Genomic DNA, 23,805 nt, shown 5'->3' with positions numbered 1-23,805 from the left:
GGGCGCTCAACCCGCCTTTGTCAGATCGACGCTTTAGCCGGGCGGCGACCGAATTTGCGCATGATCCGCTCTTTCAAAGTCAACTGACGCGGCACACCGACATAATAATCAGCAGCCTCGTAGTAGAACTGGACCGAGTCGCCATAACGGCGGCGCGCATGTTCAGCGTAATCGACCTGGTTATAGACGCAGCCAGCAACATTGCCCGAGCCGAGCATCTCCAGCGTGGCACGGAATTGATCGATCGTGGTGTTACCCCAGCGCGCAACCAACACCGTATCATCGGTGTAATCGCACATGGAACGGGCATCGCGTACAGCCAGCACGGCAGGCGCATTGACGACCACCAGGTCAAACCGTGATTTGAGGTCTTGAACCATATTGTGGAACTTCGACGAGCTTAGAACTGCGGCAGGCTCTGCCACCGGCGATGAGGCGCTGAGCAGGGCAAAACGGCTAATCATCTCTTCATCGTCATTAGGGTGCGTGACCAGATCAACACCTGATTTTGCATCAACCACATCGGGATCCTCAGGCGCATTCAAAGCGGGCAAGTCAACTTCGCCGCGCACCACGTCCATCAATTCGGGCGCGTTGATATCCTGCTGGATCATCTGCAAAATACCCGAACGGCGCAGATCAAGATCAAGGATCACCGCGCGTTTACCCATTGACACAGCCGCCGCTGCCAATGTCAGCGCGACCACCGATTTGCCATCCCCCGGCAAAGGCGATGTGACGAGCACGCTTTGCGACTGATTGACAGGCATCAGCGCGCGCACTTCGGAATACATTGAGCGCGACACTTCGGAGAACATCGATTGCGGCTCTTTGAACAGCGGGCTCTCGCGCAGTTTGGGCGAGACACCCTCATCCAGCATCGGCAACATGCCAAACACCGGCATACCGAAGAACTTGCGAATTTGCGCGACAGTGCGCAGCCGGTCGTCGAGCATGTCGATCATGAATGCGATAATCATGCCCAGAATGGCCGAGCCGATCAGCGCGATCAATGTCGTCTTGAGCGGTGATGGTGACACGGCTTCATTGTTGGCTGTCGCAGGTGAGATGATGTTGGATGTCACACCTTCAACCAGCTTTTCAGAACGCACGCGCGTAATCCGTTCAGCGACCTCGGCAACGGCCTGCGCGCTGGTGACAGCTTCGCGTTCAAGCTGTTCGAGCAGCGGAGTATTGGCCGCATTCTGATACGCTTTGGATGTCAGCGAAGCGACTGCGGACTGCAACTGGCCGGCACGCGCCTGATCGCGGGCGGCATCGGCGCGGGACAATTGGGCCATGCGCGCACTTTCGGCATTGGCCTGTTCCTGCGCGGCAGCGCGTGCGGCTGCCTGTTCGCGCGCCAGATTGGACTGCACGGTTTGCAGCTCGGTGCGCACTCGCACCAGCTCAGGATATCCATCACCATAAGTTTGCGACAACCGCGCCAGTTCCGCGCTCAATTGCGCTTCTTGGCGTTGCAATTGGTTGACCGCAGCATTGGTAGCGCCCGCGGTTGAGCGAATGCCAGCGGCGGCTGCAACACCTGCGCTAGCGGCTGACGCGCCTGCCCCTCGGGCGGTGGCAGAGGCCGCTTCGGCCGCAATGCGGTTGATCTGCGCAAGGTCTTCTGTGCCCCCTGCCCCGACCAGCATTCGGTTTTCAACGCGGAATTCAGCGAGCTTGTCGGCCGCTTCTTTTGCAACGGTCACACGCTCTTCGCGTTCAGCACCCAGATCGCCGAGCAATTCCTGACGGCGCTCTTCGCTGCGTGTGCGTTTAAGATCGCGCACGGCTGCGGGGAATGCGTTGGCGATATCGGCGGCCATTTCAGGCGAACGCGCGGTTGCCGTCAATTCGATAAGGTCAGAGCCATCTTCCGATTCCACCCGTGTCATATCAAGGACGGTGGAAACGGCCTTGTTGATCTGGTCCGCCTCGCTGCCCGAAGGCGCTCCGCCCATTTCGCGGTGGAAGGCAGGATCTTCATGCAAGGCCAGCGTTTCAACAACAGTCTGTGCAGAATTGCGCGAACGGTACAATTTGCGCTCGTTTGCCAAGCGCTGAACATTGCGCGCCAGAACATCGGCCTGGTTGGTGCCGGTGTCATCGATCAGCTCAACCTGAATATTGGCGGTGGACTGGTAAAGCTTGGGCGACAGCAATTGCCACGCCAACGTCGCCAAAGTGACCGCCGCAACAATGCCAAGGATCAGCAATTTGTGGCGTTCAAAAATGCGGATCAGATCCTGCAGGCCGAATTGTTCCGCCTGCAAGGTTTGCGGCTGCGAATCCTGCAGCTGCTGCGTGAGATACCCTCGGCGCTGGGTGGGAAGGTTTTCCCGAGGCTGATTGAGGGCTAGATCGTTCACCGTTCGTCTCCAATGATTGCTGCACCAAGGGTTGCGTCCCGCAGCAAGTTCCCAGCCTCAATACCGTAGATCAGTGACCGGGGTAAAAGGCTATTGCGGAGCGGACCCGTCCCTCTTGAGACTACCCCTTTGGTGGAGGTCGCCCTGTCCGAATGCTCACCCCGCCAAAGAAACGTAGAGATTCCGGTGCTTTGCAGCGGTGTTCTCCATGGAGTAATCACCGCTGCGAGCAACCGAGCCTTTCGATAGCTTCGCATAAAGAGCGCCATCGCCAAGAATGTCGCTGATCCGTGCGGCAATCGCATGCGCATCGCCCAAGGGTGCTTTCAGCCCGTTAATATCATCATCAACCAGCTCGCAATTGCCGGGAACATTGGTGGCAATGATCGGCAATCCGCTGGCCATCGCCTCAAGCAATGTGATCGGCATGCCTTCATAGAGCGACACGTTGAGATAAAGGTCGCTCGCCCGCATAAGATCAGGAATATCAGACCGTTCGCCCAAAAAGTGAACCATTTCGTCAAGGCTTTCACGCGTAACAGTCGCGCGCAAGGCGTCCAGCTGCGCCCCGCCGCCCGCGATCTGGAACACCGGCATGGGATGGCCCGGCTCGCTGGCCTTCATCGCTTTGGCAACCTCTATCAGCAGCGGGTAATTCTTCTGCTCGCTGATCGTGCCTACCGATAGGATATGCGGCTTAGCTTGCGAAGCAGCGCGCGGTTTACCCTGCGCAAACGAACGGCCTGCTGCATTGGGAATGCGGACAATCGGCTTTTGGACCAAAGGTGCCAGCACGTTTTCAACATCCGCTCCGATGGCGACATAGGTGTCCGTCATCCGGTCAAACAGAGGAAACATGCGCGGCGAAAACGGCAATTTGGTGTTGTGATGAGTGAGCACAACCGGCGCTTTATTCCGGCTCAATGTCAGCATCGGAAGCGCGCGGACGGTGTGCGCATGGACGATATCGGGCTGAAAAGTCCGCAAAGCTTTGCGCATCGCAAAAGCGCCTGCCACCGGCCCTCGCTTTGCCGACAGGCCCAGCGACACAAAGCTGCCGCCCGCAGCTTCGATCTCGGCGATCATGCGCGCTTCGGTTTCCGGCGAATTGCCCACCGTTTCAGCGTCGCAAAGCGCGATCACCAATGACGCATCGCCCGCGCGCGCGAATTCAGCCGAAAGCCCGCTCACAAGCACTTCTGCGCCGCCCGATGTCAGGCTGTTGGTGATGGAGCAAATCTTCACTAGCGTGCCTGACCCTGCACCCTTTCGCCTAAGCCAAAAAGCCGGTTGGTGCGAACAAAGCACGACCTGCCGGCGTTAAATGCGCATCGAACAATTCCTGCACGCGCGCGTCTTCATCAGGGCCAAGATAATCAGTGTATCCAGCAACCTTACCCCGGCGCACCCGCGATGCATCGGCATCTTCGCGATTGTATTCGTGGCCGGGAATGCCGGTTTTCTGCTCTTTCTTGCGCATCTTATCAAACTGTGCCTTGGTCACCGCTTCATCCAGCACCGCTTCATCCACCGGAATGCCCAAAAAGTGCAGGACATTGCGAACAACCCCGTGCGTGTCCTCGCTCAATTCTTCGTAGCTGATCGTCAGTGCGTGATGCCCGATCAAGCCTTGCGCCCAGCCATTGTGGTAAGCAGCAATCGCAGCAGCACCGTAAGTTTCATCTTCGAGAAATGCGGCAATATCACCTTCAAAGCGGTGCTTGTGCTTGGTTTGGTGGAAATAGGATGAGACCAGCACATCGCGCGGATCACGCACCAACATGATCGTTTTGCGCGGGGCGAACAATTCTGCGTCAAAATCCCGGTGGCTGACCGCGATCAAAGGCAGGTTCTTGGTAGCCAAAGCCTCAGTCGATGGCAGGCCGCGCTCCATATCGAGATCGAAATTTGGCAGCACTTTGAAAGTCGAGCGCAGATCAGGCTCGAAGCCCAGGTCATATGTGCGCGCCAGATAAAGCGACAGCAGATATCGCAGCCAGGTCCGCCCGCTTTTGGGATAGGAAACCAGATAGGCGCTGACATTGCCCACCATGGTTTGCAGCCGCGCATCATGGTTGGATCGTTTGAAATCCAGCACACGGGCTTTGAGGGCAGTCAACATCGTCTTCAAACTCCGGTATCTATAGGTGCCGTCTCGCTCAGGAGATTTTCGATCATATCGGTCCATTGTTTGCCAATGGCTTCTGGCACAAATCTCTGGCTGGTCTCTTTCGCGCGAGCGCCTAGCTGGCGGCGCAGGTCATTGTCACCCAACAATCGGTCAAGCCCCTGCGCCAAAGCCTGCGGATCATCGGCGGTTACCAACAGGCCATCATCGCCATCTGTTATCATGTCTTCAGGGCCAAAATCGCAGGCAAATGAGATTGAGGGAATGCCCGCCGCCATCGCTTCACCCAAGACAAGGCCCCAGCCTTCAAACCGCGAGCTTAAGACAAAGGCATCGGCGCTTTCGACCCATTGGCCTGGCCTTTCGGTCACACCGGGAAGCTCTGCTCGCCCTTCAAGGCCAAGATTGTCGCGCAATTGTTCAAGCGCGCGGCGATCAGGCCCTTCGCCCCAGATGCGCAAAGTCCAATCGGGATGGTCGGACGCGATTTTGGCGAAGGCTTCGAGCAGCATGTCAAAACCCTTCTGATGGGTCAGCCTGCCAACCGCAGTGAGCACTTTGCCCGCCTCTTGATCGTTCGCCCCTTTATGGCCCGCCGGGTTCACATCACCCCACTCAGCCATATTGGGAATAACCCAAGATCTTTGGCGCATAGCAGGGGGAAACACTCCATCGCGCCGCGCGTCATCGTGACAAGCCCGGTCGCCATGGGATAGGTTTTACGGCGCAGCCAGTTCCACACTCTGCCCGGATTTTGCTGCACCGGATTGTTGCGCTCGGACACGATCACAGGGATGCCCAATTCGCGGCTGGCGAGCACCGCTTGGACATTGGTGCGGGTCAGAAAACTGATGATGAGATCGGGCCTTGTGCGCTCAAAATGCCGGCGCAGATCACGCGTGCGCACTGCAATTTCGCGCAGCGCATCAAGCTTGGCGCGCTTTTTCACAGGCCGCGAGAGATAAGAAACCTCAACTCGCGGATCGGGGGGATAATAAGGCGGTGTTTCGCCGGTTTCAAAATTGACAATTTCAACCTTGTGGCCGCGCTCTGCCAGCTTGCCCGCCACGAAAGTGACGACATGCTCAGAACCTCCGGCCCGCAATCCGGGCAGCACAAATGTGATATGGCGCGCGGGCGCGGTCATGACGCTCTCGCCTGTGCATCGCGCGGCGCGGCATACCCAAACCGGAACGCAATTTCGAGCGCGATGACGGTCAGCCCTGCAAACGCGATATGCGCATAATTCGCGCCAATCGCGCCAAAGGCGGGTAGAGCGGTGAACGCGACACCAAAAAACGCCGCCGTTGCCGCGATGGCAATACCGAGAACAATCGTGGGCCGGTTCATCGCAAGCATGGTTGAGCGCGCAGGCGCGGCCACCATAATCAAAGTCACCGCAACCAATTGAGTGAGCAGTAACGGGAACACCAGTTCAAAATCAGAGCCAAACACCCATTCAACCAAGGGCCGTCCAACGGCCCACGTGCCCCCAATGAGAAGCACGCCAATCGCCCCGAGTGCCAATTGCACTTTCAGTTTTAGCCCGCGCACATCGGTGAATTGCTTACGCGCCCACATGCGTGAAAGGTCGGGATAGATCACCGCTTGCACATGCTGGCCCACCTGCTGTGCAACTTTCGCAAAGCGTTTTGCCAGATGGTAGAAACCGGCCGCCGCAGGATCGACAAATGCAGCGACGATCAAGGTGTCCGCCTCTTGCGTAAGGGTTCGCAGCGCGCTTGATGCATTGGTGGACCAGGCAAATCCCATAAAGCCGGGGAAGCGGTTCGTCATGCCTGCGACTCCCGCTTTAAACGGATTGGCAACCCCCATGTCTTCAAGCGCTAATTTCGCCAGCCAGCCAAACACGGCAGTGTCAATCAATTGCGCAGCCATCCAGATCGCCAGAAACGTCGCAATGTCAGCCCCTGCAAGATAAGCGGCGCCCGCCATGATGATCCGCAGCACGGCAGAAAACAGTTTGAAATAGGCAAGCCGTTTGAACTGACCCGCCATTCTGAGCGCAGCGGTGGGCGCGCCTCTGATGTTGAACGCGATGGCAGGTGCAAAAATGGCAAGGAGGTAAAAGTCCGATGGCTCGAGCCCGACCTGTTCAAGCAGAAAGAACCCTGCCCCCAACATAACCGCCGCAGCAAGCAAAGCGCACCCTGCATCGAGCAACAGCCCGAACAAGAACAGCTGCGACATTTTTTCAGGATCGTTTTCAACCTCTTCCTGAGTGCCAAACCGGATCAGCGGCTGCCAGCTTTCAAATCGCAAAAGACGCTCGCAAATGCGCCCGATGGTAAGCACGATGGCCAGGACGCCGTAAGCCTCTGGCCCCAATGCGCGCGCAGCCAGCACTGTGCTGACCATCATCAGCAAAGCCACACCGATGCTGCCGGTGAGCAAATGCATGATGCTGCCAAGCCGCGAGCGCAGCATATCGTTGCCCGACAGCTGCGCCCATTTTTGCCCGATAGCGCCCATATTCAGCTGCGCTGCCATGGTCTGAAGACCGCCTGATAGCTGGGATGAATGGCGAAATAGGTGCTCATCGCAAGCAGGACGGGCATGATCCATTGGCGCGAATACATGTGCGGGATGGAAAAGGTGTAAACCATAAACACCGCGACAACCGCGATGATCATCGCGCCTTCATCCCGGCTTCGGGCAAGCGCGGTCAGCCCCGCTGCGATCAGCATAATCAGGATCATCAGCAAGCCGACAAACGCGACAACGCCGCCTTCATTCCAGATGAGCAGGTGCAGTTCATGCACGGGCGCGCCATGCGGGCTGACGACGCGGTATTGATCGACACCCAATCCAACCAGCACATTATCGTCGGCCATTTGCCAGGCTTCTGAAATCAGATCAGCGCGGTCAGTGAATGTGCCCGCTTCATTAAGATCGCCTGTCGTAAGCGCGCCTGCCACGCGGGTCTCAAACGCTTCGGGCAGGGGCGCACCGGATGCGACAAACAAAAAGATGCCAAGCGCCCCTGCGATCGCGAACCGTGAGAATGCGGCAAAGCCGGAAAAACCGAAATACACACCCGCCGCGACAACCGCCGCAATAAAGCCCGTGAAAGACCCGCTCGCCAGCAATCCCCATGCTAAGATCACTCCGCAGATCACCGCGATGCTGGCTGGAATGGTGCGATTACGCACACAATAAAGCAGCATCGGAAACGCAAAGGCGATCATGGCGCCATTGGGATTGGGCTCTCCCGTCATCGCGCCGACGCGCCCATTGCCCGTGAGAAATCCATCGCCCATCAGCGCGAGCGTGTCAGTGTGATCGAACAACAAGCTCGCTGAAATCCCGATCATTTGCGACACCGTAATGCCCAGCACAAACAGCGCAGGCAGCCGCCGGGTTACTGTGATTTGCTGACCCATAAGGACCATCGGCACCAACAGAAACGCAAACAGATATTGCGCAGCGACGAGCAGCCAGCGGATCATCTCTCCATTGGCAATCGTGCTGAGCAGCAGTCCGCCCAGCATCAGCGCGATGCCCGATATCCAGAAGACGCTCATCGATCCAAATGGCCGGGTGTTCAATTCTCCGCGGAAAAGCATCGCGCAGATAACCACGGTAATCCCGATATCGCTCAATGTCAGGTTGATGTCGCCAACCCGCAGCACGCTCCACCCGCACAGGAACACTGCCAGGAACAGAACCAGACGCGTGATGCGCGGCTGGGCACCGACATTCATGTGGCCCTGTTGTTCAACCCCATAAACCGGCGGCGCAAAATATCCGGCCTCATCCGCAGATGTTTCCGGCGCTTCAGCAGCGCTTTCGGTTTGGTCAAAGGTGTGTTCGCTAGACATGTCTGCGGCCTTAGTGCCTTCACGCCCGCCGTCACACAATTGCGTAGAAGGACAGCCGCTTGCGCATTGTGGCTATCACTTCGTATCAGGAATTGGTCCTTTGGATATACCAAAGATACCTTGCTCACTGTGCCCAAAATAGCCGATTTAACATCGCGTAGAAGTTTCGCCTCGAGCCAGAAAGCCCGCGATCAATGTCCAAGCATCAAAGCCAGGGGGAAAGCGGGCGCGCTCCGCTCAAATTGATCTATGTGACAGGCTATGGCCGCAGCGGGACAACGCTGCTTGATATCGCTGTGGGCCAGCAGGAAAGCGTGTTTGCAGCAGGCGAGATCACCGCGCTTCCGCGGCATGTATGGGAAAACAGCGAATTTTGCGCATGCCGCGAAACCGTGCCTGATTGCGAGTTTTGGGGGCCAGTTGTCACCCGCTGGAAGGATGCCAATCCCGAAACTTCGGTTGAAGAATACGGGCGGCTGCTGAACCGCTCAGAGTGGTTATTCAGCTTGAAACGCCTGCTGCGAAAGCTGCGCCCGCACAAAGATGTGGCGGATTATGCCCGCCTTTCCCGGTCTTTGTTTGCCGAAATCGCCAATCAGGCAGGCACGCGCATTGTGCTCGATAGCTCAAAATTGCCGGGCCGCGCGTCCAGCATGCTCGCCATGGACGATGTCGAGATTTATCTTGTCCATGTGGTCCGCGATGGACGCGGTGTCGCATGGTCGATGATGAAGCCGTACAGCATCAAAGTCGAAGACGGCATTCAGAAAGAGCTTAAGCCCAAGCCATTGTGGTTTACCGCTGCGCGCTGGTTCGTCGTCAATATGGGAGCGGAAATCTTGCGCTGGAGACTGCCAAGCAATCGGAGCATCCGCGTGCGCTATGAGGATTTCGTCGCCGACCCCGAAGCCACGATCAAACGGATCATGGCGCTGGTTGGTGAAGAGTATGTCCGCCCTGCCCATGGCGGCGAGATTATGAAGCCGCAGCATCAGGTCGCGGGAAGCCGTCACCGGATGTCAGATGAAATCCGCATCAGCAAAGATATCGGATGGAAATCCAAAATGCCGCGCGCCAAACAGGCGATGTTCAGCTTGCTTGCTGCACCCTTGTTGTGGCGGTATGGTTATTTCAACAAGTCCAATGATGATAACGTCGCAAACGAAACTCAGGACAGGTCTATGTCAGGGAGACCAGCATGATTAAGATGTTTGCGCATTCGGCAAAAACAACATTTGCCGCAGGAACCGCGCTGGCCCTGGGCCTTACGGCCTGCGCTGAACCGGTGGATGCAGCGCCTCCGCCCGCGCCGCAGCCGGTAAGCGGCACGCTCGCATTTCCGGGCGCTATTGGACATGGTGCGGGCGCTGTTGGCGGGCGCGGGGGCAAGATTATCTATGTCACCACGCGCAAGGATACCGGCAAAGGATCACTGCGCGCCTGTCTTGTGGCGAAAGGTCCGCGTGTCTGCGTGTTCCGCGTCGGCGGCGTCTTCCGCTTCACATCGCGCCCTCCGGTGATCAAAAACCCCTATCTGACGATTGCCGGGCAGACCGCTCCGGGCGGAGGCATTGTCATCACCCATGCAGGCGGCAATTCTGCGCGCACCCCCATCCTTATCAAGAACACGCACAATGTGGTTGTCCGCCATGTGCGCATCCGGCTCGACCGGCTCAGCGCCAATCGCAAAAGCGATGATGCCATCACCATTGAAAACAGCCGCAAAGTTTTGCTCGATCACATCAGCGCCAGTTGGGCGAGCGATGAATTGATCAATGGATATGGCGACAATGATCAGATCACGATCAGCAATTCGATCTTTTCTTACGGTATCCCTCGCCATGACAAATGCGCTTTGCTGGCAAGCGATCCCAAAGACGCGCAGCGCGTCAGCTTTATCGGCAATATCTGCGCGCATAATGGCGACCGCAATCCGGACATAAATTTCCCCAAGGGCTCCTGCGTCGAAGTGGTCAACAACGTCCTCTACAACGCGGAAAGCCAGTTTGCCGAGGTTTGGGAGAGCTTTGGCGGAACACCCGTTTCCATCGTCGGCAACACCTTTGTTCTTGGCCCCAATGGCAGCCAGAACACGCAAGGCATCGCGCGCAACAATATCGGCTCCAAGGGTAAGGCGAGCATCTACCTTTGGGACAATAAGTTTATCGGCAATTTCCGCTTTGTCGCGACATCCGCGCGCCAGCGTCAGGTCGCCAATGCGCCCTGCGCGCCTACCATCAAAGCGAAAAGCGCCGCGAAAGCTTACGGCGATGTTCTTGCCAGTGCAGGTACATGGCCGCGCGATGGGATTGACCAAAAGGTCGTCAGCGAAATCCGCAGCCAGACAGGCAAGATTGTCTCTCGCCCCGGCACCATCAGCAAGCTGCGCGATGGCACGGCCTACAAGGATAAAGACCGCGACGGGATGGATGACAATTGGGAAGTCCGCCACGGCGCCAACCCCACCGTTGCCGATAGCTGGGGCGATGCCAATGGCGATGGATATTCCAATTTCGACAATTTCTTGAGCTACCGCGACAGTCTGAAGAAAAAAGGCAAAGGCTGATGAACGCTGCTCCTCCCAAACAAGGGTTTGAAGCGGCGAGCAACAGTGATGGACCAAAGCAAAACTCGCGCATCACGATCTGCTTTCCCTTTGCCGGTGACAGCATAGGCGGCAGCCACATTTCCTTGCTCGGTTTGCTCCAACGGCTTGACCAGACGCGGTTCCGCATTCTGATAGTGCCCGAAATGGCAGGCGGCAAAATCGCTCAGCATTTCGGTGCGTTTGAGCAAATCGCTGACCCTGCCTCTCCAGTCACATCCTTCACTCCGGGCGAGGCATTCAGCGCGGGCAAATTTGTGGGCACTTTGAAAGGCGTAAGCCCGCGCGCAAAATTCCTGCGCGATCAGCAGGTTAGCATTGTGCACACCAATGATGGCCGCACTCACGCCACCTGGGCACTGGCCGCGCGCATGGCCGGCCTGCCGCTTATCTGGCACCACCGCGCCGACCCCACCGCGATGGGTTTGCGGTTGCTCGCCCCTGCCCTCGCAACCCGCGTGCTGACTGTGTCCAGCTTCTCCCTTCCCAAAGGCAAAATCTGGAGCGCGGCGCACAAGGCTCAGGTCGTTCACAGCCCCTTTGACACCACCATTAGCGTGGACCGCGATGAAGCGCGCGCGCAATTGCTGCGCGAAACGGGCCTGCCCGACAATGCGCTTGTGCTTGGGTTTTTCGGCAGTTTCGTGCCCCGCAAACGGCCCTTGCTGTTCGTCGATACGATCAAGCACTTGCAGGGCACGCTGGACCGCCCCGTTTTCGGCTTGATGTTTGGCGAGGCAAAGGTGCCCGAAATGGACGCGAAATTGTGCGATCATATTGCGGCAAGCGGGATGAAGGATGCGGTGCGAGTGATGGGCTTTAAGAAACCCGGTCACGTCTGGATCGGCGCATGCGATCAATTGCTGGTTCCTGCAACGGGCGAGCCCTTGGGCCGCACTCTGGTGGAAGCGATGCTGGTGGGAACGCCGGTGGTTGCAACCCGATCAGGCGGCAGCCCAGAAGCGCTCAAAGATGAGACGGGCATTCTGGTGGAACCGGAAAGCGCGGCCGCTTTGGCTGAGGGAGTAAGGTCCGTTCTGGCAAATCCTGATCAAACCGCTCAGATGATTGCCCGCGCCGCGCCATCAGCGCGCGACCGCTTCAGCGTGGAACGCCACACGGAAAGTGTCACACAGGTTTACGAGGAATTGTCTCGCTAACCAGGCTGGCTGCGACCGCGCAAGACACGGGCCGCAGGCAAACCGGATTAGAAGCGCAGCCGCGCGGTAAGGCCCACGCGGAACCGTTCAAATTCCTCAAACGGATCATCGCTCACCCGCTCTGCCACATTGGCATCCGCGATCAGCGAGAGATTGCGATTGGCCAGATATTCAACCGCAATTGTCGGACCATAAGTCTGCTCGCTTATGCCTGAGCCGACAAAGTTGGTATCGCGATATCGCAGGCCAATCCGGCCATAGAAATTGTGCCGCATTTCAACCTGACCCGTCACCGCAACGCGCGTGTCCGTTCGCGCTTGTGCGCCCTGGCGGAAGGTTGCAACGTCGCCTCTGAACGCATCAATGACAACCGCCGCGCGGCGGTCAAGCAGCAGCGAGATCGAGGCATCGACAGACAACCCCGTTCGCGCATCGAGCCGCGCATCTTGCGGATCGAACTGGAACACACCCACGCCGACACGGCCCCTGATACGGTCGCTGTCGACAAAGCTGAGCCCCACACGTCCGCCATAGGTTGTGGCATCGCGATCCGGATCAATCGCGGTCGCAGGCAGCACAAAATCGCGATAGGTCGCAAAACCTGTGACGGTCGCATAAAGCGGGCCGCTCACACGATAGCCAACCGTTGCGCGCCCACCAAACGAAGTGAAATCGCGATCATCGTCAATCGCCGCTGTCGCATCAAGCTCGCGCACTTCGGCTTCGAAATCGAGCAGGATCCTGCCCCCTTCGCGGCGATAGCGCACACCTGCTTCAAGCTGATCGATCAAACGCGGGCCTGGCCCTGCGATATTGCGCGCTTCGGGATCGCCGCGATCCTCTGCCAATCGGGCAAAGCTGATATTGGAGCTGAGCCGCTCCCCCTGACGCGGGCTGTAGCTTACGCCCAGCCCAGCGCCATAAGTATCCGAATTTTCCGTGGTGAAATCGAGATAACGGGTGAACTGGCCGAACGCATCGAAATTAACACGGAAATCATTCTCACCAATTTCCACGCCCAATTCCGGGCGGACGATGAATTCCAGATCGTCAATTTCGGTCCCTTGCGGGGCGGCAAGAATATTGCTGTCATACCGCGTGGTCGCATTGATGCCAGGCGATATCTTGAGCGGGCCGGCGGTGATTGGGTCGATCTGAAATTCAGAATCCTCCCCATCCACCAACGGAGCAATCGTCGTTTGCGCCGCCAAAGGAGCGCCCGAAAGCGTCGCAGCGGAAATCGCCAACAGCGAGACAGCGCGCCATGCGCCCGGTTGTTTCGGCATTAGAACCACCGTTCATAAATGCGGATACGGTCACCGGGCAAAAGGATCGTGTCTTCTGATGCCTTGCCCGTGGTTTCGCGGTCACCAATCGTGCGGATAACTTCAACTTCATCGGTTTTCGCACGGTATGTGTACCCGCCCGCAAGCGAAATCGCTGCAAAGACGGTGAGACCTTGGCGATAGGCGTATTCGCCCGGCTGGCGCACTTCACCAAGGATATAGATCGGGCGCAGTTCGAGCGGCTGGACCGTGACATTGGGGTTTTTGAGAACCTCTTTGGAAGCCAAAGCTCCGCGCAAAGCTTCTTCAATCTCCACATAGGTCAAACCGCTCACTTTCACCTGCTGGATCAGCGGCAGCGAAATTGAGCCGGTTTCGTCAATGGTGTAATCGCCATTGACTGTATCAAGATCCTGAACCGAAACGCGCACCTTATCTCCCGGCGCAACGCGCAATTGGGTGGCGCTTGCGCTTTCGAGCGGCGGCAAATCAGCTGTCCCACTGGTGCAGGCTGTCATCGCGCCGAGCAGAATTGCTGCGGCGGCGGCTTTGGTGGTGTTGATCGAGACTGTGCGCATGGCAGTGCCCCTCCTTCTCATCTGGCCCGCATTCGGGCGGTTTGCGTCATACATAACAATAACTAGGCGGCATCTGCATGTTTTTGTGCAGAAAGCCATGGTGACAGATCGCGTCCCAACATCGTTCCAAGCTGCGCGACATCATCGGCATAGAATTCAGCCAGATGCGCGCGCAGATCAGGCGAAAGCGCGGGATATTCAAGATCGCGCGCAAACAAGGCGCGGGTTGATTTGAACAGGGATGAATTGCGATAGGGCTTAACCAGCGGCTTTAACGGGGCAAGCGCCTGCCGCACTGGCAAAGGCAACAGCCGCGCTGAGCTGTCATTTTGCCGCCGCTTGGCAAATTCACTGTCAAAATGCGGATTGGCCCCGATATGGCCCCACACTTTGTCGAGAGTTTCCTGCGGACGCTGTTTCACATCTTCAAATGTAAAGCTGAGGATTTGCTCTTTCGGGAACAGATCAAACCAGCGCGACAGGTGCTTTGCATACAGCCCATCGTTCAAAAATCGCGGCTGGGTATTGCCGGGCGCGGTGAGATATTCTTCCGGCTGGCCTTTCACAGTGCCCCGGCGATAGAGCATTTTGTAATCGGAATAGGCACGCTCAATCGGATTGCGAAACTGCACGATCAATCGTGCATCGGGATATTCGCGTTTGATGTGCTCGGCGGCTTCGGGCTTGGCCAGGTAATCAGCTGTCTTCTCGCCCCACAATGCGCCGCCAGCTTTCTCATCAGGGAACAGATCGCGATACCACTGCCACCCTTTATCATGATCGCGGGTGAAGAAATGCGGTTCAATCTCTGGTACAAATATGTCGGGGTGCTGGGCCATCTGTGCCTGCACCCATGTCGTCGCCGCTTTGATCGCGCCGATGACGATAAAATCTAAGGGAGGTTTGGGGGAAACGGCCATGGCCTGCCTCAATCCTCACTCTCAAGCCGGTCAAGCACGCTCACAAGCGCGCGGCCATAGCGGGCCGTGTCTCCGCGCGACAATGTATGATCGACCGGAAACATGATCGTGCGCGCTGCCATCGCATGGCTTGCCGCCAAATCGCCATCGCGGCGCACTTCGAGATCGGAGAATGCACCTTCGCGGCTCATATCCGGGCACGATCCGCTGCCGCAAGCGATGCCTTCTGCCATTAGGCCGCCCAGAACATCTGCTCGCGAAACGCCCGCTGGCAATGCGTCCAGATCAAGCAGGACATAGCATTTGTAGAACGCATGAAAGGCGTGATCCGGCGTGTTCATGGCGGAAACGGCGGGATGCTTGGTCGCCTCTGTCACCAATGCGCAGGCATTTTCGCGCCGCTGCTCGACCCATTGATCAAGCTTACCCAATTGCACCCGGCCAATCGCGGCCTGCATTTCGGTCATCCGGAAATTGCTGCCGAAATCATCAATACAATAGCGAAATTCGCCGGGGGCAGAATTGGTCTTTTCCTTGAGGCGGATGGGATCTTTGCCATGGTCTTTATAGGCCCATGCTCGCCGCCACACCTTCTCATCACGCAGCACCAGCATGCCGCCTTCGCCGCCGGTTGACATGATCTTGTCGGTGCAAAACGAGAAAGAGCCCGCATCGCCAAACGATCCGACCTGTTTTCCCCGCCATTTCGCCCCGTGCGCCTGCGCGCAATCTTCGATAAGGAACAGGTCATGCCGCTGCGCAATGTCGCAAAGGCGGTCCATATCGCAGGGCTGGCCTGCCAGATGGACACAGGCAATTGCCCGCGCCTTGTCGCTGATGACCCGTTCAACAGAGGCCGGGTCGATATTCTGAGTATCGCCCTCTACTTCAGCAAAAACAGGTGTAGCGCCAACCGCGACGACTGCACTGGTGGTGGCGAAGAAGCTTCGCGCCGGAACGATAACTTCATCGCCCTTCCCAACCCCCAGAGCCCGCAGCGCGAGTTCGATTGACACCGTGCCGTTACTCACTGCGACCGCGAAGGGCACTCCGACGTAATCTGCAAATTCTGTTTGAAACGCTGTGTTTTCATCACCGTGGACCAGCGAATTGGTGCGACCGCTTTCCAGCACGCGGGTGACGGCGGCGACTTCATCCGCATCATGGCGCGGCCAGCTTGATTTGGCGGGCGGCGGCAATTCTTCTTCAAAGCCGGGAGCGGTGTGCATGGCGCCTGCGATCTGGATCATGGGGCCTTTACCTCCTCAACCGTTTTGAACCGGCGACTGCGCCAAAATGCTTCGGAATTGGAGACATAGCCTGCCAGACTACCAGCGCTGCTGGGCAGAGTTGTCAGATGATGCGTTATGCGCCGCACATTGCTGTCATTGCCCGCTTCCACTTCGAGCGCGAGTTGTTCAATCGCGCGCGTGATAAAGGGCAGCGGGATGGGATTGGACGAGGCTTCGAAAATACCGGGAATGTCCGATTCGTCTTGTTCCTCGCAGCTGTCGAACAATTCCTCAAACAGCTTTTCCCCCGGACGCAGCCCGGTGAAGGAGATCGCGACATCGACATCGGGTTCCAGCCCGTAAATGCGGATCATCCGTTTCGCCAAATCGACGATTTTGACCGGCTCACCCATATCAAGAACCATAACGCGGCCGCGCGGCGTGTTCTCCTGAAGCGCTCGCGAGGAGCTTTCGAGGATCAACTGAACCGCTTCGCCAACCGTCATAAAGAAGCGTTCAATATCGGGATGGGTAACGGTCAAAGGACCGCCTGCAAGCAATTGCCGTTTGAACAAGGGCACAACCGAACCCGACGAGCCCAGCACATTGCCAAACCGCACCGTCATAAAGCGCGGCGCATCCGGATCATCAATTCCGCACAGATCGAGCGATTGGGCATAAAGCTCGCCCACGCGCTTGGTTGCGCCCATCATGCCGACGGGGTTCACCGCTTTGTCCGTGCTAACCTGAACCATTGCACGCACGCTAAATTCGCACACGGCATCGGCAATATTCTTGGTGCCGATCACATTGGTGTGGACGCCCGCGCACGGATTGCCTTCGACAATGGGAACATGCTTAAGCGCGGCGGCGTGATACACAATCGCTGGCTTGTGCCGCTCAAACACGCGGCGCACTTCGATGGGGTTGCGAATATTGCAAAGCTCAATCGAAAGGTTCTGCTCGGAGAAATCCTCACGGATCTGCTTTTCGATATTGTAAAGGCCGTATTCGGAATGATCGAGCAGCACGATCTTGCTGGGTTTGAACCCTGCCAATTGGCGCACAAGTTCGCTGCCGATGGTGCCGCCAGCGCCGGTGACCAGCACCGGTTCGCCCGCAATCTGCTGCGAGATGGCCGCCTCGCGCAGCTCAAATTCGCGTCTGCCCAAAAGGTCTGCGGTGGAAAGCTTATCAAGGTTAGGCGTGGTGGAGCGGCCCAAAAGCTGGCCCCAATCATCACCAACGCGCGAAACGGTAATGCCCAGATCGCGCGCGCGGCCAGTGATAGAGGCGATTTCGCGCGCGCTCATATTCACCGCATCATCGCACAATACGATGTTTTCAGGCCGGCGACCGCGCTGTTCCAATATTGCGATGGCGGTGGGAAGGTTCTCAGGAAAACCGAGCACCTGCACGCCGTGGATCTGTACAATCGGGCCATCAGCTTCGGGTAGCAGCACACCAACAGCCTGAACCGGAGCCATCGCTTCCGAATTGCTGAATTTTATGATGGATTCGGCCCAATTGGCAGGGCCAACCAAGATCACATTCTGGCGCTCCACTTGCGATGCACCGCGCCCGCCCGACACATTGCCAAGCGGCAGATACCGAATTGCCCGGCGCGACAGGCGCATGACCTGCATAGTGAGGAAGCTAAGGCAGAAATGCAGCAAGCCCAACAACGCAATATCGCCCAAACTGCGCGGGCTGCCAATCGACCACCAGATCGCAGACCAAGTGATCGCCAGCGCAAAGCCGATATTGAAACCCATCGCGACGCAATCGGACAAGGACGTAAATCGCCAGCTGCGCCGGTAAAGCCCGCTCAGATACAGCAGCGCAACAGTCAACGCGCTCGCCGACAATGCAAGCAGCGGCAACGTGTCGAGCATACCTGTCAGCGTCACGCGCGGCTGAACGAATGGCAGCAGCAGCAGGAACGTGCCCGCCACCGCAACAAGGTCAAGCGACATCACGCCGGCAAGCCGGATCATCTTGCGCCACATAAACGCAGGCACGATGCCGAATGTATCAGCAAACAGGCGCGACCACCGGGTCAAACGGCCGGGCGTTCTTTCCGCAGCCTCCAGCTTTGCTGCCACATTTGCCGGACCTGTATCGTCAGCAGGAGTGTCCATGAAGATACTGCTTTCCCAATCCTTGGGCGTTTGTGGCCCGAGAACTCCCCGGACAACGCCCATACAATTTCACGGTTTCTTAAGTACCCGGCCTTGATCAAGGCTGCACTTGCTCATCAAGCCATTAGCCAGAAGGGCATAACGTGAGCCTTTGGCAATCAGGGAGAGAACGCGATCTGCGCGAAAGGATGAGCGGGGCACTCCCCAAACGAGAGGTTGCCTTCTCCTATGGCTCTGTGAAAGGCCAATCCGGGCGCAGAAATTCTTTGGTTTATGCCACTGAATGCAGCTTTCCCTTTACCCGCCCTCGCGGCAAAGCAGACATTGGAAATTAAAGCGCGGTCAGCCGCGACAGCAATTGCGGGTGACCGCGACAAGGAGCTCTTCGGTGAAAATCGTTGTTCTATCGAGCCTGGCATTCTCGCTCATTAATTTTCGCGGGGCTTTGCTGGCAGAGATGCGCAAAGCGGGCCATCAGGTAGTCGCGGTTGCGCCCGATGATGATCCGCGAGTGCGCGAAAAGCTCTCCGAAATGGGCATTGCATTTGAGATCGTGCCAATGGCGCGCACGGGCACAAACCCCATTGCCGACCTTCAAACCATCAACGCCTATGTAAAAATGCTGCGCGCGCATGAACCTGACGTGGTGGTCGCTTACACGCAGAAACCGATCATCTATGGCGGGATTGCCTGCCGGATTGCCGGGATCAAACGGTATTACGCGCTGATGTCAGGGCTTGGATACCTATTCAGCGAGGCGGCTGAAGGGCGCAATCTTTTGAAGACAGTGTTCTGCCGCCTTTATCGATCCGGCCTCGCCAAGGCTGAGCGAATATTCGTGTTCAACTCAGACGATGAACAAGACATGCTTGATGCAGGCATAACCGATGCCAAAGCGCCTGTCCTCCAAGTGCCGGGATCTGGCGTTGATCTTGAACGGTTCACCACCACCCCTCCCCCTCAAGAACCCATCCGGTTCCTGATGATCGGCAGACTGATGCGCGATAAAGGGGTATGGGAATATGCCGAGGCCGCAAAATCACTTGCCGCAAAATTTCCCGATGCGCGTTTCAGTCTGATTGGCCGGCCCGAACCTGCCAATCCAACCGGACTGAATGAAAGTGACCTCGAAAGGCTCAAGCGCGATTACCCGGTCGAGGTGATACCAGAGACCAACGATGTGCCCAGCTTTCTCGCTAGCTCACATGTGTTCGTATTGCCAACCTATTACCGCGAAGGTCTGCCGCGCACGATCCTTGAGGCGCTGGCGGTGGGCCGCGCGGTTGTCACAACCGATATGCCTGGATGCCGCGATGCGGTTGCCGATGGCAAAAACGGCTTTCTCGTTAAACCGCGCAGCGCTGAAAGCTTGGCCGAGGCTATGGGGAAACTTGCCGCAGACCCGGCCCTCGTCAAACAAATGGGCGCGCATTCGCGCCATCTGGCAGAGACGGTATACGATGTGCGCCTCGTCAACGCCTTGCTGATGGATGAAATGCACCTGACCCGCCCGCACGATGCGCCCGATGCCAATGTGAAGCCGTCCCCAGCAAAACCAAATGCGGGCCAGTTCGCTAGCCAGGCGCAATAAGACGATGCGAGTGGCTCTTGTAGGCGCGGTCGACAGCACCGAATGCGCGATGCGCGCGATGATTGCGGCATCGGGGTGCGAGCTTGTGCTTGTGGCTACGCTCGAACCTGAATTGTCAAAACGGCATTCCGATTTTGTCGATCTGGCCCCTCTTGCGCGCGAGCATGGGGTTGATGTGCTTCATGTCCGCAATATCAACGATGATCACGCCATCAAAGCCATGCGCGATGCGGCTCCCGATTATATCTTCGTGATTGGCTGGTCGCAGATTTGCCGGGATGAATTTCTCGGCATTTGCCCTGATCGGATCATCGGATATCACCCCGCACCGCTTCCCCGAATGCGCGGGCGCGCAGTTTTGCCATGGACGATCATTGCAGATGAAAAGATCACCGGGGCAACCCTGTTCTGGATGGATGGCGGTACCGATACCGGCGCGATCCTTGCGCAGCGTTTCTTCCACGTAGCCCCGCGCGAAACAGCGCGAACTTTGTATGACAAACACATGATTGCTCTCGAAGCGATGGTTGGCGGGGCTTTGAACGAGCTTGCCAGCGACAATCCACGGCGCGAAGTGCAGGACGAAAGCTGTGCAACGTTTGCTGCGCGTCGCAGGCCCGCAGATGGCCGGATTGATTGGCACCAGCCAGCTGAGGCCATTGATCGCCTTATCCGAGCGGTAGGCAGGCCCTATCCCGGCGCGTTCTGCGATATCGGCGATGGAAAACTCGTGATCTGGGAGGCGGATTTTGAAGCCTGCGCCATCCATCACGCGGTGCCGGGTCAGATCGTTGCGATGAGCGAAAACAGCTTCGACGTGCTCACCGGCGACGGCCTTATCCGCGCCACAGACTGGGAACTGACCGGAGACAAACCTTTGCGCATGCATGCAGTGTTGGGACGCGATTGATGAGCGATATATCACATTTGGGCAAAGTTCTGGTGATTGCCCCCCACCCTGATGACGAAGTGCTGGGGTGCGGCGGAACGATGGCGCGGCTCGCTGATGCGGGGCACGAAGTGCATGTTGCCGTCATCACCAAAGGGTTCGAGCCTGCCTTTCCCGAAAGCCTGGTGACGCAAGTAAGAGCCGAGTTAGCCGAAGCGCATAAATTGCTGAGAGTGAAACAATGCCATTTTTGCGACCTGCCCGCCGCTGCGCTCGACACGCTGCCAGGATCTCAAATCAATGCCGCGATTGGCCGGATTGTGAACGAGGTTCAGCCCGACACTTTGTTCATTCCATTTATCGGCGATATCCATCGCGATCATCAACTGATCTTTATTGCAGCACTCGTCGCCGCAAGACCGCGTTCGAGGGATATTCCGAATCGCGTTTATGCTTACGAAACACTCTCAGAGACCAATTGGGCAGCCCCTGGCATCACAGAAACATTCATTCCGAACGTTTTTTTTGATGTTACCCACACCCTTGATCGCAAGCTGAAAGCGTTCGCCTGCTTCAAAAGTCAGGTCAAGCCTACCCCTGATGAGAGGTCGTTCAAAACGATCGAGGCGCTCGCAACCCTTAGGGGATCAACGGCTTTTCTGGACGCAGCCGAGGGTTTTATGCTGATTCGAGAGATCGCCTAACCAGAGGTAAACGCCTACAACTTTATGGTGTTTCCTGTGCCAAAATGAGACTCGACATCGCAAGGGCATTTCCCTTAGCGGGCTTTTCATAGCACTAAACAAAAAAACCAAGGTCAACAGCCGCTTGGGAGCGGATTCTTCGGGTCGCAGGGGTTTATCTCGAAGGAGGTTATGCGATGGAAAACGGTGCATGCGTACCAGTCGCAATTGTTAGTAGAAATACATTAGCCCGAGAGGGCATGCGAAGAATTCTAAATGGTGACGTTTTCTCTGTCACAGAGTCACACGATTCCAGTCTCGGACTGCTTGAGAAGACGCAGCGCGATGAATGCCCGCGTCTAATCATTTTGGATGAGAACGAGGACGACAATCTTTGCTCTGAAGTGGAGCAATTGCAGGAAGAACTTCCTGATGCGCGTCTTGTGGTGCTCAGCAATGATTTCGATTTTGACGCAATGGTCGGTGCATTCCGGGCAGGCGTTGATGGCTATATCGTCAAGCGTATTGCTTGCGAGCCGCTGATTGAATCGCTGAAACTGGTTCACATGGGCGAAAAGGTCATGCCGAGCGAACTCGCTCTTGGCCTGCCGCGCCGATGGGCTCGTGGCACATTGCCGGCCATGTCCCAGCGTGAGCTTGTGACTTTGTTGTCAGAGCGCGAGATTGAGACGCTGCGGTATCTGATCCTGGGTTCGCCCAACAAAGTGATCGCAGGTCATCTCAACATCAGCGAAGCCACAGTGAAAGTCCATGTAAAGGCCATTTTGCGCAAGCTTGGCGTTCAAAACCGCACGCAAGCGGCCATTTGGGCGGTCAATAATGGCGTCGATCTGAAGAAGCCCGAACTGGTGGTCTCCGCCGACGAGCTTCAGGATAACAAAGCCGACTTTGACGAACAGCGTCCCATCGCTGTTTGATCGGGACTTTCGGACAGGTTCCACTGAGATAGAACGCGGTTCGCAGCCGCTGACACATTAACGTGTGTCAGCGGCTGTTTCGTTTGCATTGCTCTTATTGGGCATTTGCAAGACCGGCTCCACCAGAGATCGATTACCCTTGGCGCAATTGATAGCTTGATTGCACATTTTAATGTGATATTGTGCAAGCATGAGCACATCCACCATCACACGCGTTCGCAACCTCATCACCACCGGTCAAATGACCAAGGCAGGCATGGCGCGCGCGTCCGGCCTTCACGCCAACACCTTGCGTGACTGCACCGAGGATGACTGGAACCCCACGGCAGAAACGCTGGCGAAGCTCTCTGAGTTTCTTGATGCGAATGACGATAAGCCCGTCCTGGTCCCCATCGAAGAGATCATCGACGAAGCGCGAAATGGGCGGATGTATATCCTTGTCGATGACGAAGATCGCGAAAATGAAGGCGATCTTATTATCCCGGCACAAATGGCAACACCTGCCGCAATCAACTTTATGGCGACCCATGGGCGCGGGCTGATCTGCCTTGCGCTCGATCAGAAGCGTGTTGACGAGCTTGGGCTTGAGCCGATGACACGCAACAACACCGAAAGCATGCAAACCGCCTTCACTATCTCAATCGAGGCGAAGGAGGGCGTGACCACGGGGATCTCCGCCGCAGACCGCGCACGTACGGTGTCGGTCGCAATTGATGCCACCAAGGGCGCCGCCGATATTGTGACGCCGGGCCACGTCTTCCCCCTGGCTGCGCGCAATGGCGGTACCTTGGTACGGGCCGGCCATACCGAAGCAGCGGTCGATATATCGCGCATTGCGGGGCTTAATCCCAGCGGCGTGATCTGCGAGATTATGAATGAGGATGGGACAATGGCCCGCCTCGACGATCTCGTCAGTTTTGCGCGCAAGCACGATCTGAAAATTGGCACCATCCGCGACTTGATCGCCTACCGGATGCGCAACGATCATCTTGTGGACCGACTGGGTGAGCGCAGTTTTGAAAGCGATTATGGCGGGCAATGGCGGCTCATCACCTACCGCGATAGAGTGGCCAACACCGAGGCGTATGTCTTGCAGAAAGGGCATGTAGATCCTGCAAATCCCACTCTGGCCCGGGTTCATCCCATTTCGGTGTTCGATGATGTGCTGGGCCAACCTGGTCCGCGCAAACGCACTTTGCAGCGCGCCATGGACGCGATCGGGGAACATGGTTCGGGCGTGATTGTTATTATCACAAGCCGCATTGGCGGCAGCGAATGGAGCCACGACGAAGAAATTCGCAATATCGGCATTGGCTCACAAATTCTCGTAGATTTGGGCGTTAATGACATGATATTGCTATCCAATTCCCGCCCCGATCTTGTCGGCATCGAAGGCTATGGCCTCACGATTTCTGGCCACAAACCCATTCCGGAGTAACC

The 23,805-nt window shown here is 57.2% G+C and carries 20 protein-coding genes; 8 read left to right on the top strand and 12 right to left on the bottom strand.

The genetic code is table 11. From position 1 onward, the window contains the following. Window positions 1–20: 20 nt before the first annotated feature. The 7 genes from AC0V6L_RS13200 to AC0V6L_RS13170 form a co-directional block, all read right to left on the bottom strand. Window positions 21–2,372: a GumC family protein gene (locus tag AC0V6L_RS13200; RefSeq protein ID WP_486154651.1), complete on the bottom strand. Its 2,352-nt coding sequence runs from the start codon at window positions 2,370–2,372 to the stop codon at window positions 21–23. A 156-nt stretch (window positions 2,373–2,528) separates the two neighbouring features. After that, a complete protein-coding gene (locus AC0V6L_RS13195) occupies window positions 2,529–3,617 on the bottom strand; it encodes a glycosyltransferase family 4 protein (RefSeq protein ID WP_486154650.1) in 1,089 nt (362 codons plus the stop codon). A 28-nt stretch (window positions 3,618–3,645) separates the two neighbouring features. Then, on the bottom strand, window positions 3,646–4,560 hold the full coding sequence (locus AC0V6L_RS13190) for a sulfotransferase domain-containing protein (RefSeq protein ID WP_486154649.1): 915 nt from the start codon (window positions 4,558–4,560) through the stop codon (window positions 3,646–3,648). Further along, the gene (locus tag AC0V6L_RS13185; protein ID WP_486154648.1) at window positions 4,500–5,123 is read right to left on the bottom strand and encodes a glycosyltransferase; all 624 of its coding nucleotides are present in this window, start codon (window positions 5,121–5,123) and stop codon (window positions 4,500–4,502) included. The genes AC0V6L_RS13190 and AC0V6L_RS13185 overlap by 61 nt, the downstream gene beginning before the upstream one ends. Continuing rightward, the gene (locus AC0V6L_RS13180) at window positions 5,102–5,647 is read right to left on the bottom strand and encodes a glycosyltransferase (protein ID WP_486154646.1); all 546 of its coding nucleotides are present in this window, start codon (window positions 5,645–5,647) and stop codon (window positions 5,102–5,104) included. Before AC0V6L_RS13180 ends, AC0V6L_RS13185 begins: the two co-directional genes overlap by 22 nt. Continuing rightward, window positions 5,644–7,011 (bottom strand): lipopolysaccharide biosynthesis protein, encoded by a 1,368-nt coding sequence (locus AC0V6L_RS13175; protein ID WP_486154645.1) that lies wholly within the window; start codon window positions 7,009–7,011, stop codon window positions 5,644–5,646. The genes AC0V6L_RS13180 and AC0V6L_RS13175 overlap by 4 nt, the downstream gene beginning before the upstream one ends. Beyond that, window positions 6,996–8,342, bottom strand: coding sequence for an O-antigen ligase family protein (locus AC0V6L_RS13170; protein WP_486154644.1), 1,347 nt, complete (start codon window positions 8,340–8,342; stop codon window positions 6,996–6,998). Before AC0V6L_RS13170 ends, AC0V6L_RS13175 begins: the two co-directional genes overlap by 16 nt. A gap of 194 nt (window positions 8,343–8,536) precedes the next feature. Between AC0V6L_RS13170 and AC0V6L_RS13165 the strand changes: the two genes are divergently transcribed. The 3 genes from AC0V6L_RS13165 to AC0V6L_RS13155 are packed head-to-tail and all read left to right on the top strand — an operon-like array spanning window position 8,537 to window position 12,107. After that, entirely contained in the window at window positions 8,537–9,544 is a 1,008-nt protein-coding gene (locus AC0V6L_RS13165; RefSeq protein WP_486154643.1) for a sulfotransferase family protein, read from the top strand. Further along, window positions 9,541–10,908, top strand: coding sequence for a pectate lyase family protein (locus AC0V6L_RS13160; RefSeq protein ID WP_486154642.1), 1,368 nt, complete (start codon window positions 9,541–9,543; stop codon window positions 10,906–10,908). The genes AC0V6L_RS13165 and AC0V6L_RS13160 overlap by 4 nt, the downstream gene beginning before the upstream one ends. Then, entirely contained in the window at window positions 10,908–12,107 is a 1,200-nt protein-coding gene (locus AC0V6L_RS13155) for a glycosyltransferase family 4 protein (protein ID WP_486154641.1), read from the top strand. The genes AC0V6L_RS13160 and AC0V6L_RS13155 overlap by 1 nt, the downstream gene beginning before the upstream one ends. A gap of 47 nt (window positions 12,108–12,154) precedes the next feature. Here the strand turns inward: AC0V6L_RS13155 and AC0V6L_RS13150 are convergent, their stop codons facing one another. From AC0V6L_RS13150 to AC0V6L_RS13130, 5 genes are all read right to left on the bottom strand, one after another. Beyond that, window positions 12,155–13,393 (bottom strand): outer membrane beta-barrel protein, encoded by a 1,239-nt coding sequence (locus AC0V6L_RS13150; RefSeq protein ID WP_486154640.1) that lies wholly within the window; start codon window positions 13,391–13,393, stop codon window positions 12,155–12,157. Further along, window positions 13,393–13,971 (bottom strand): polysaccharide biosynthesis/export family protein, encoded by a 579-nt coding sequence (locus AC0V6L_RS13145; protein ID WP_486154639.1) that lies wholly within the window; start codon window positions 13,969–13,971, stop codon window positions 13,393–13,395. The genes AC0V6L_RS13150 and AC0V6L_RS13145 overlap by 1 nt, the downstream gene beginning before the upstream one ends. Before the next feature lie 62 nt (window positions 13,972–14,033). After that, entirely contained in the window at window positions 14,034–14,891 is an 858-nt protein-coding gene (locus AC0V6L_RS13140; RefSeq protein ID WP_486154638.1) for a sulfotransferase family protein, read from the bottom strand. 8 nt (window positions 14,892–14,899) lie between these two features. Then, window positions 14,900–16,141 carry a DegT/DnrJ/EryC1/StrS family aminotransferase gene (locus AC0V6L_RS13135; RefSeq protein ID WP_486154637.1) on the bottom strand — a complete coding sequence of 414 codons (1,242 nt, stop codon included), beginning with the start codon at window positions 16,139–16,141 and terminating at the stop codon, window positions 14,900–14,902. Continuing rightward, window positions 16,138–18,264 (bottom strand): polysaccharide biosynthesis protein, encoded by a 2,127-nt coding sequence (locus AC0V6L_RS13130; RefSeq protein WP_486154636.1) that lies wholly within the window; start codon window positions 18,262–18,264, stop codon window positions 16,138–16,140. Before AC0V6L_RS13130 ends, AC0V6L_RS13135 begins: the two co-directional genes overlap by 4 nt. 388 nt (window positions 18,265–18,652) lie before the next feature. Between AC0V6L_RS13130 and AC0V6L_RS13125 the strand changes: the two genes are divergently transcribed. The 5 genes from AC0V6L_RS13125 to ribB all read left to right on the top strand — a co-directional run bounded on the left by AC0V6L_RS13125 (window position 18,653) and on the right by ribB (window position 23,803). After that, window positions 18,653–19,855: a glycosyltransferase family 4 protein gene (locus tag AC0V6L_RS13125; RefSeq protein ID WP_486154635.1), complete on the top strand. Its 1,203-nt coding sequence runs from the start codon at window positions 18,653–18,655 to the stop codon at window positions 19,853–19,855. A gap of 4 nt (window positions 19,856–19,859) precedes the next feature. Continuing rightward, window positions 19,860–20,765 carry a methionyl-tRNA formyltransferase gene (locus AC0V6L_RS13120; protein ID WP_486154634.1) on the top strand — a complete coding sequence of 302 codons (906 nt, stop codon included), beginning with the start codon at window positions 19,860–19,862 and terminating at the stop codon, window positions 20,763–20,765. Next, window positions 20,765–21,448: a PIG-L deacetylase family protein gene (locus tag AC0V6L_RS13115; RefSeq protein WP_486154633.1), complete on the top strand. Its 684-nt coding sequence runs from the start codon at window positions 20,765–20,767 to the stop codon at window positions 21,446–21,448. Before AC0V6L_RS13120 ends, AC0V6L_RS13115 begins: the two co-directional genes overlap by 1 nt. A gap of 176 nt (window positions 21,449–21,624) precedes the next feature. Beyond that, the gene (locus AC0V6L_RS13110; protein WP_486146012.1) at window positions 21,625–22,365 is read left to right on the top strand and encodes a LuxR C-terminal-related transcriptional regulator; all 741 of its coding nucleotides are present in this window, start codon (window positions 21,625–21,627) and stop codon (window positions 22,363–22,365) included. A gap of 190 nt (window positions 22,366–22,555) precedes the next feature. Then, window positions 22,556–23,803, top strand: coding sequence for a 3,4-dihydroxy-2-butanone-4-phosphate synthase (gene ribB / locus AC0V6L_RS13105; protein ID WP_486154632.1), 1,248 nt, complete (start codon window positions 22,556–22,558; stop codon window positions 23,801–23,803). Window positions 23,804–23,805: the final 2 nt, after the last annotated feature.

It is taken from the genome of Erythrobacter sp. JB1-15, assembly GCF_057365035.1.
This window is presented reverse-complemented; position numbering and strand designations above follow the sequence as displayed.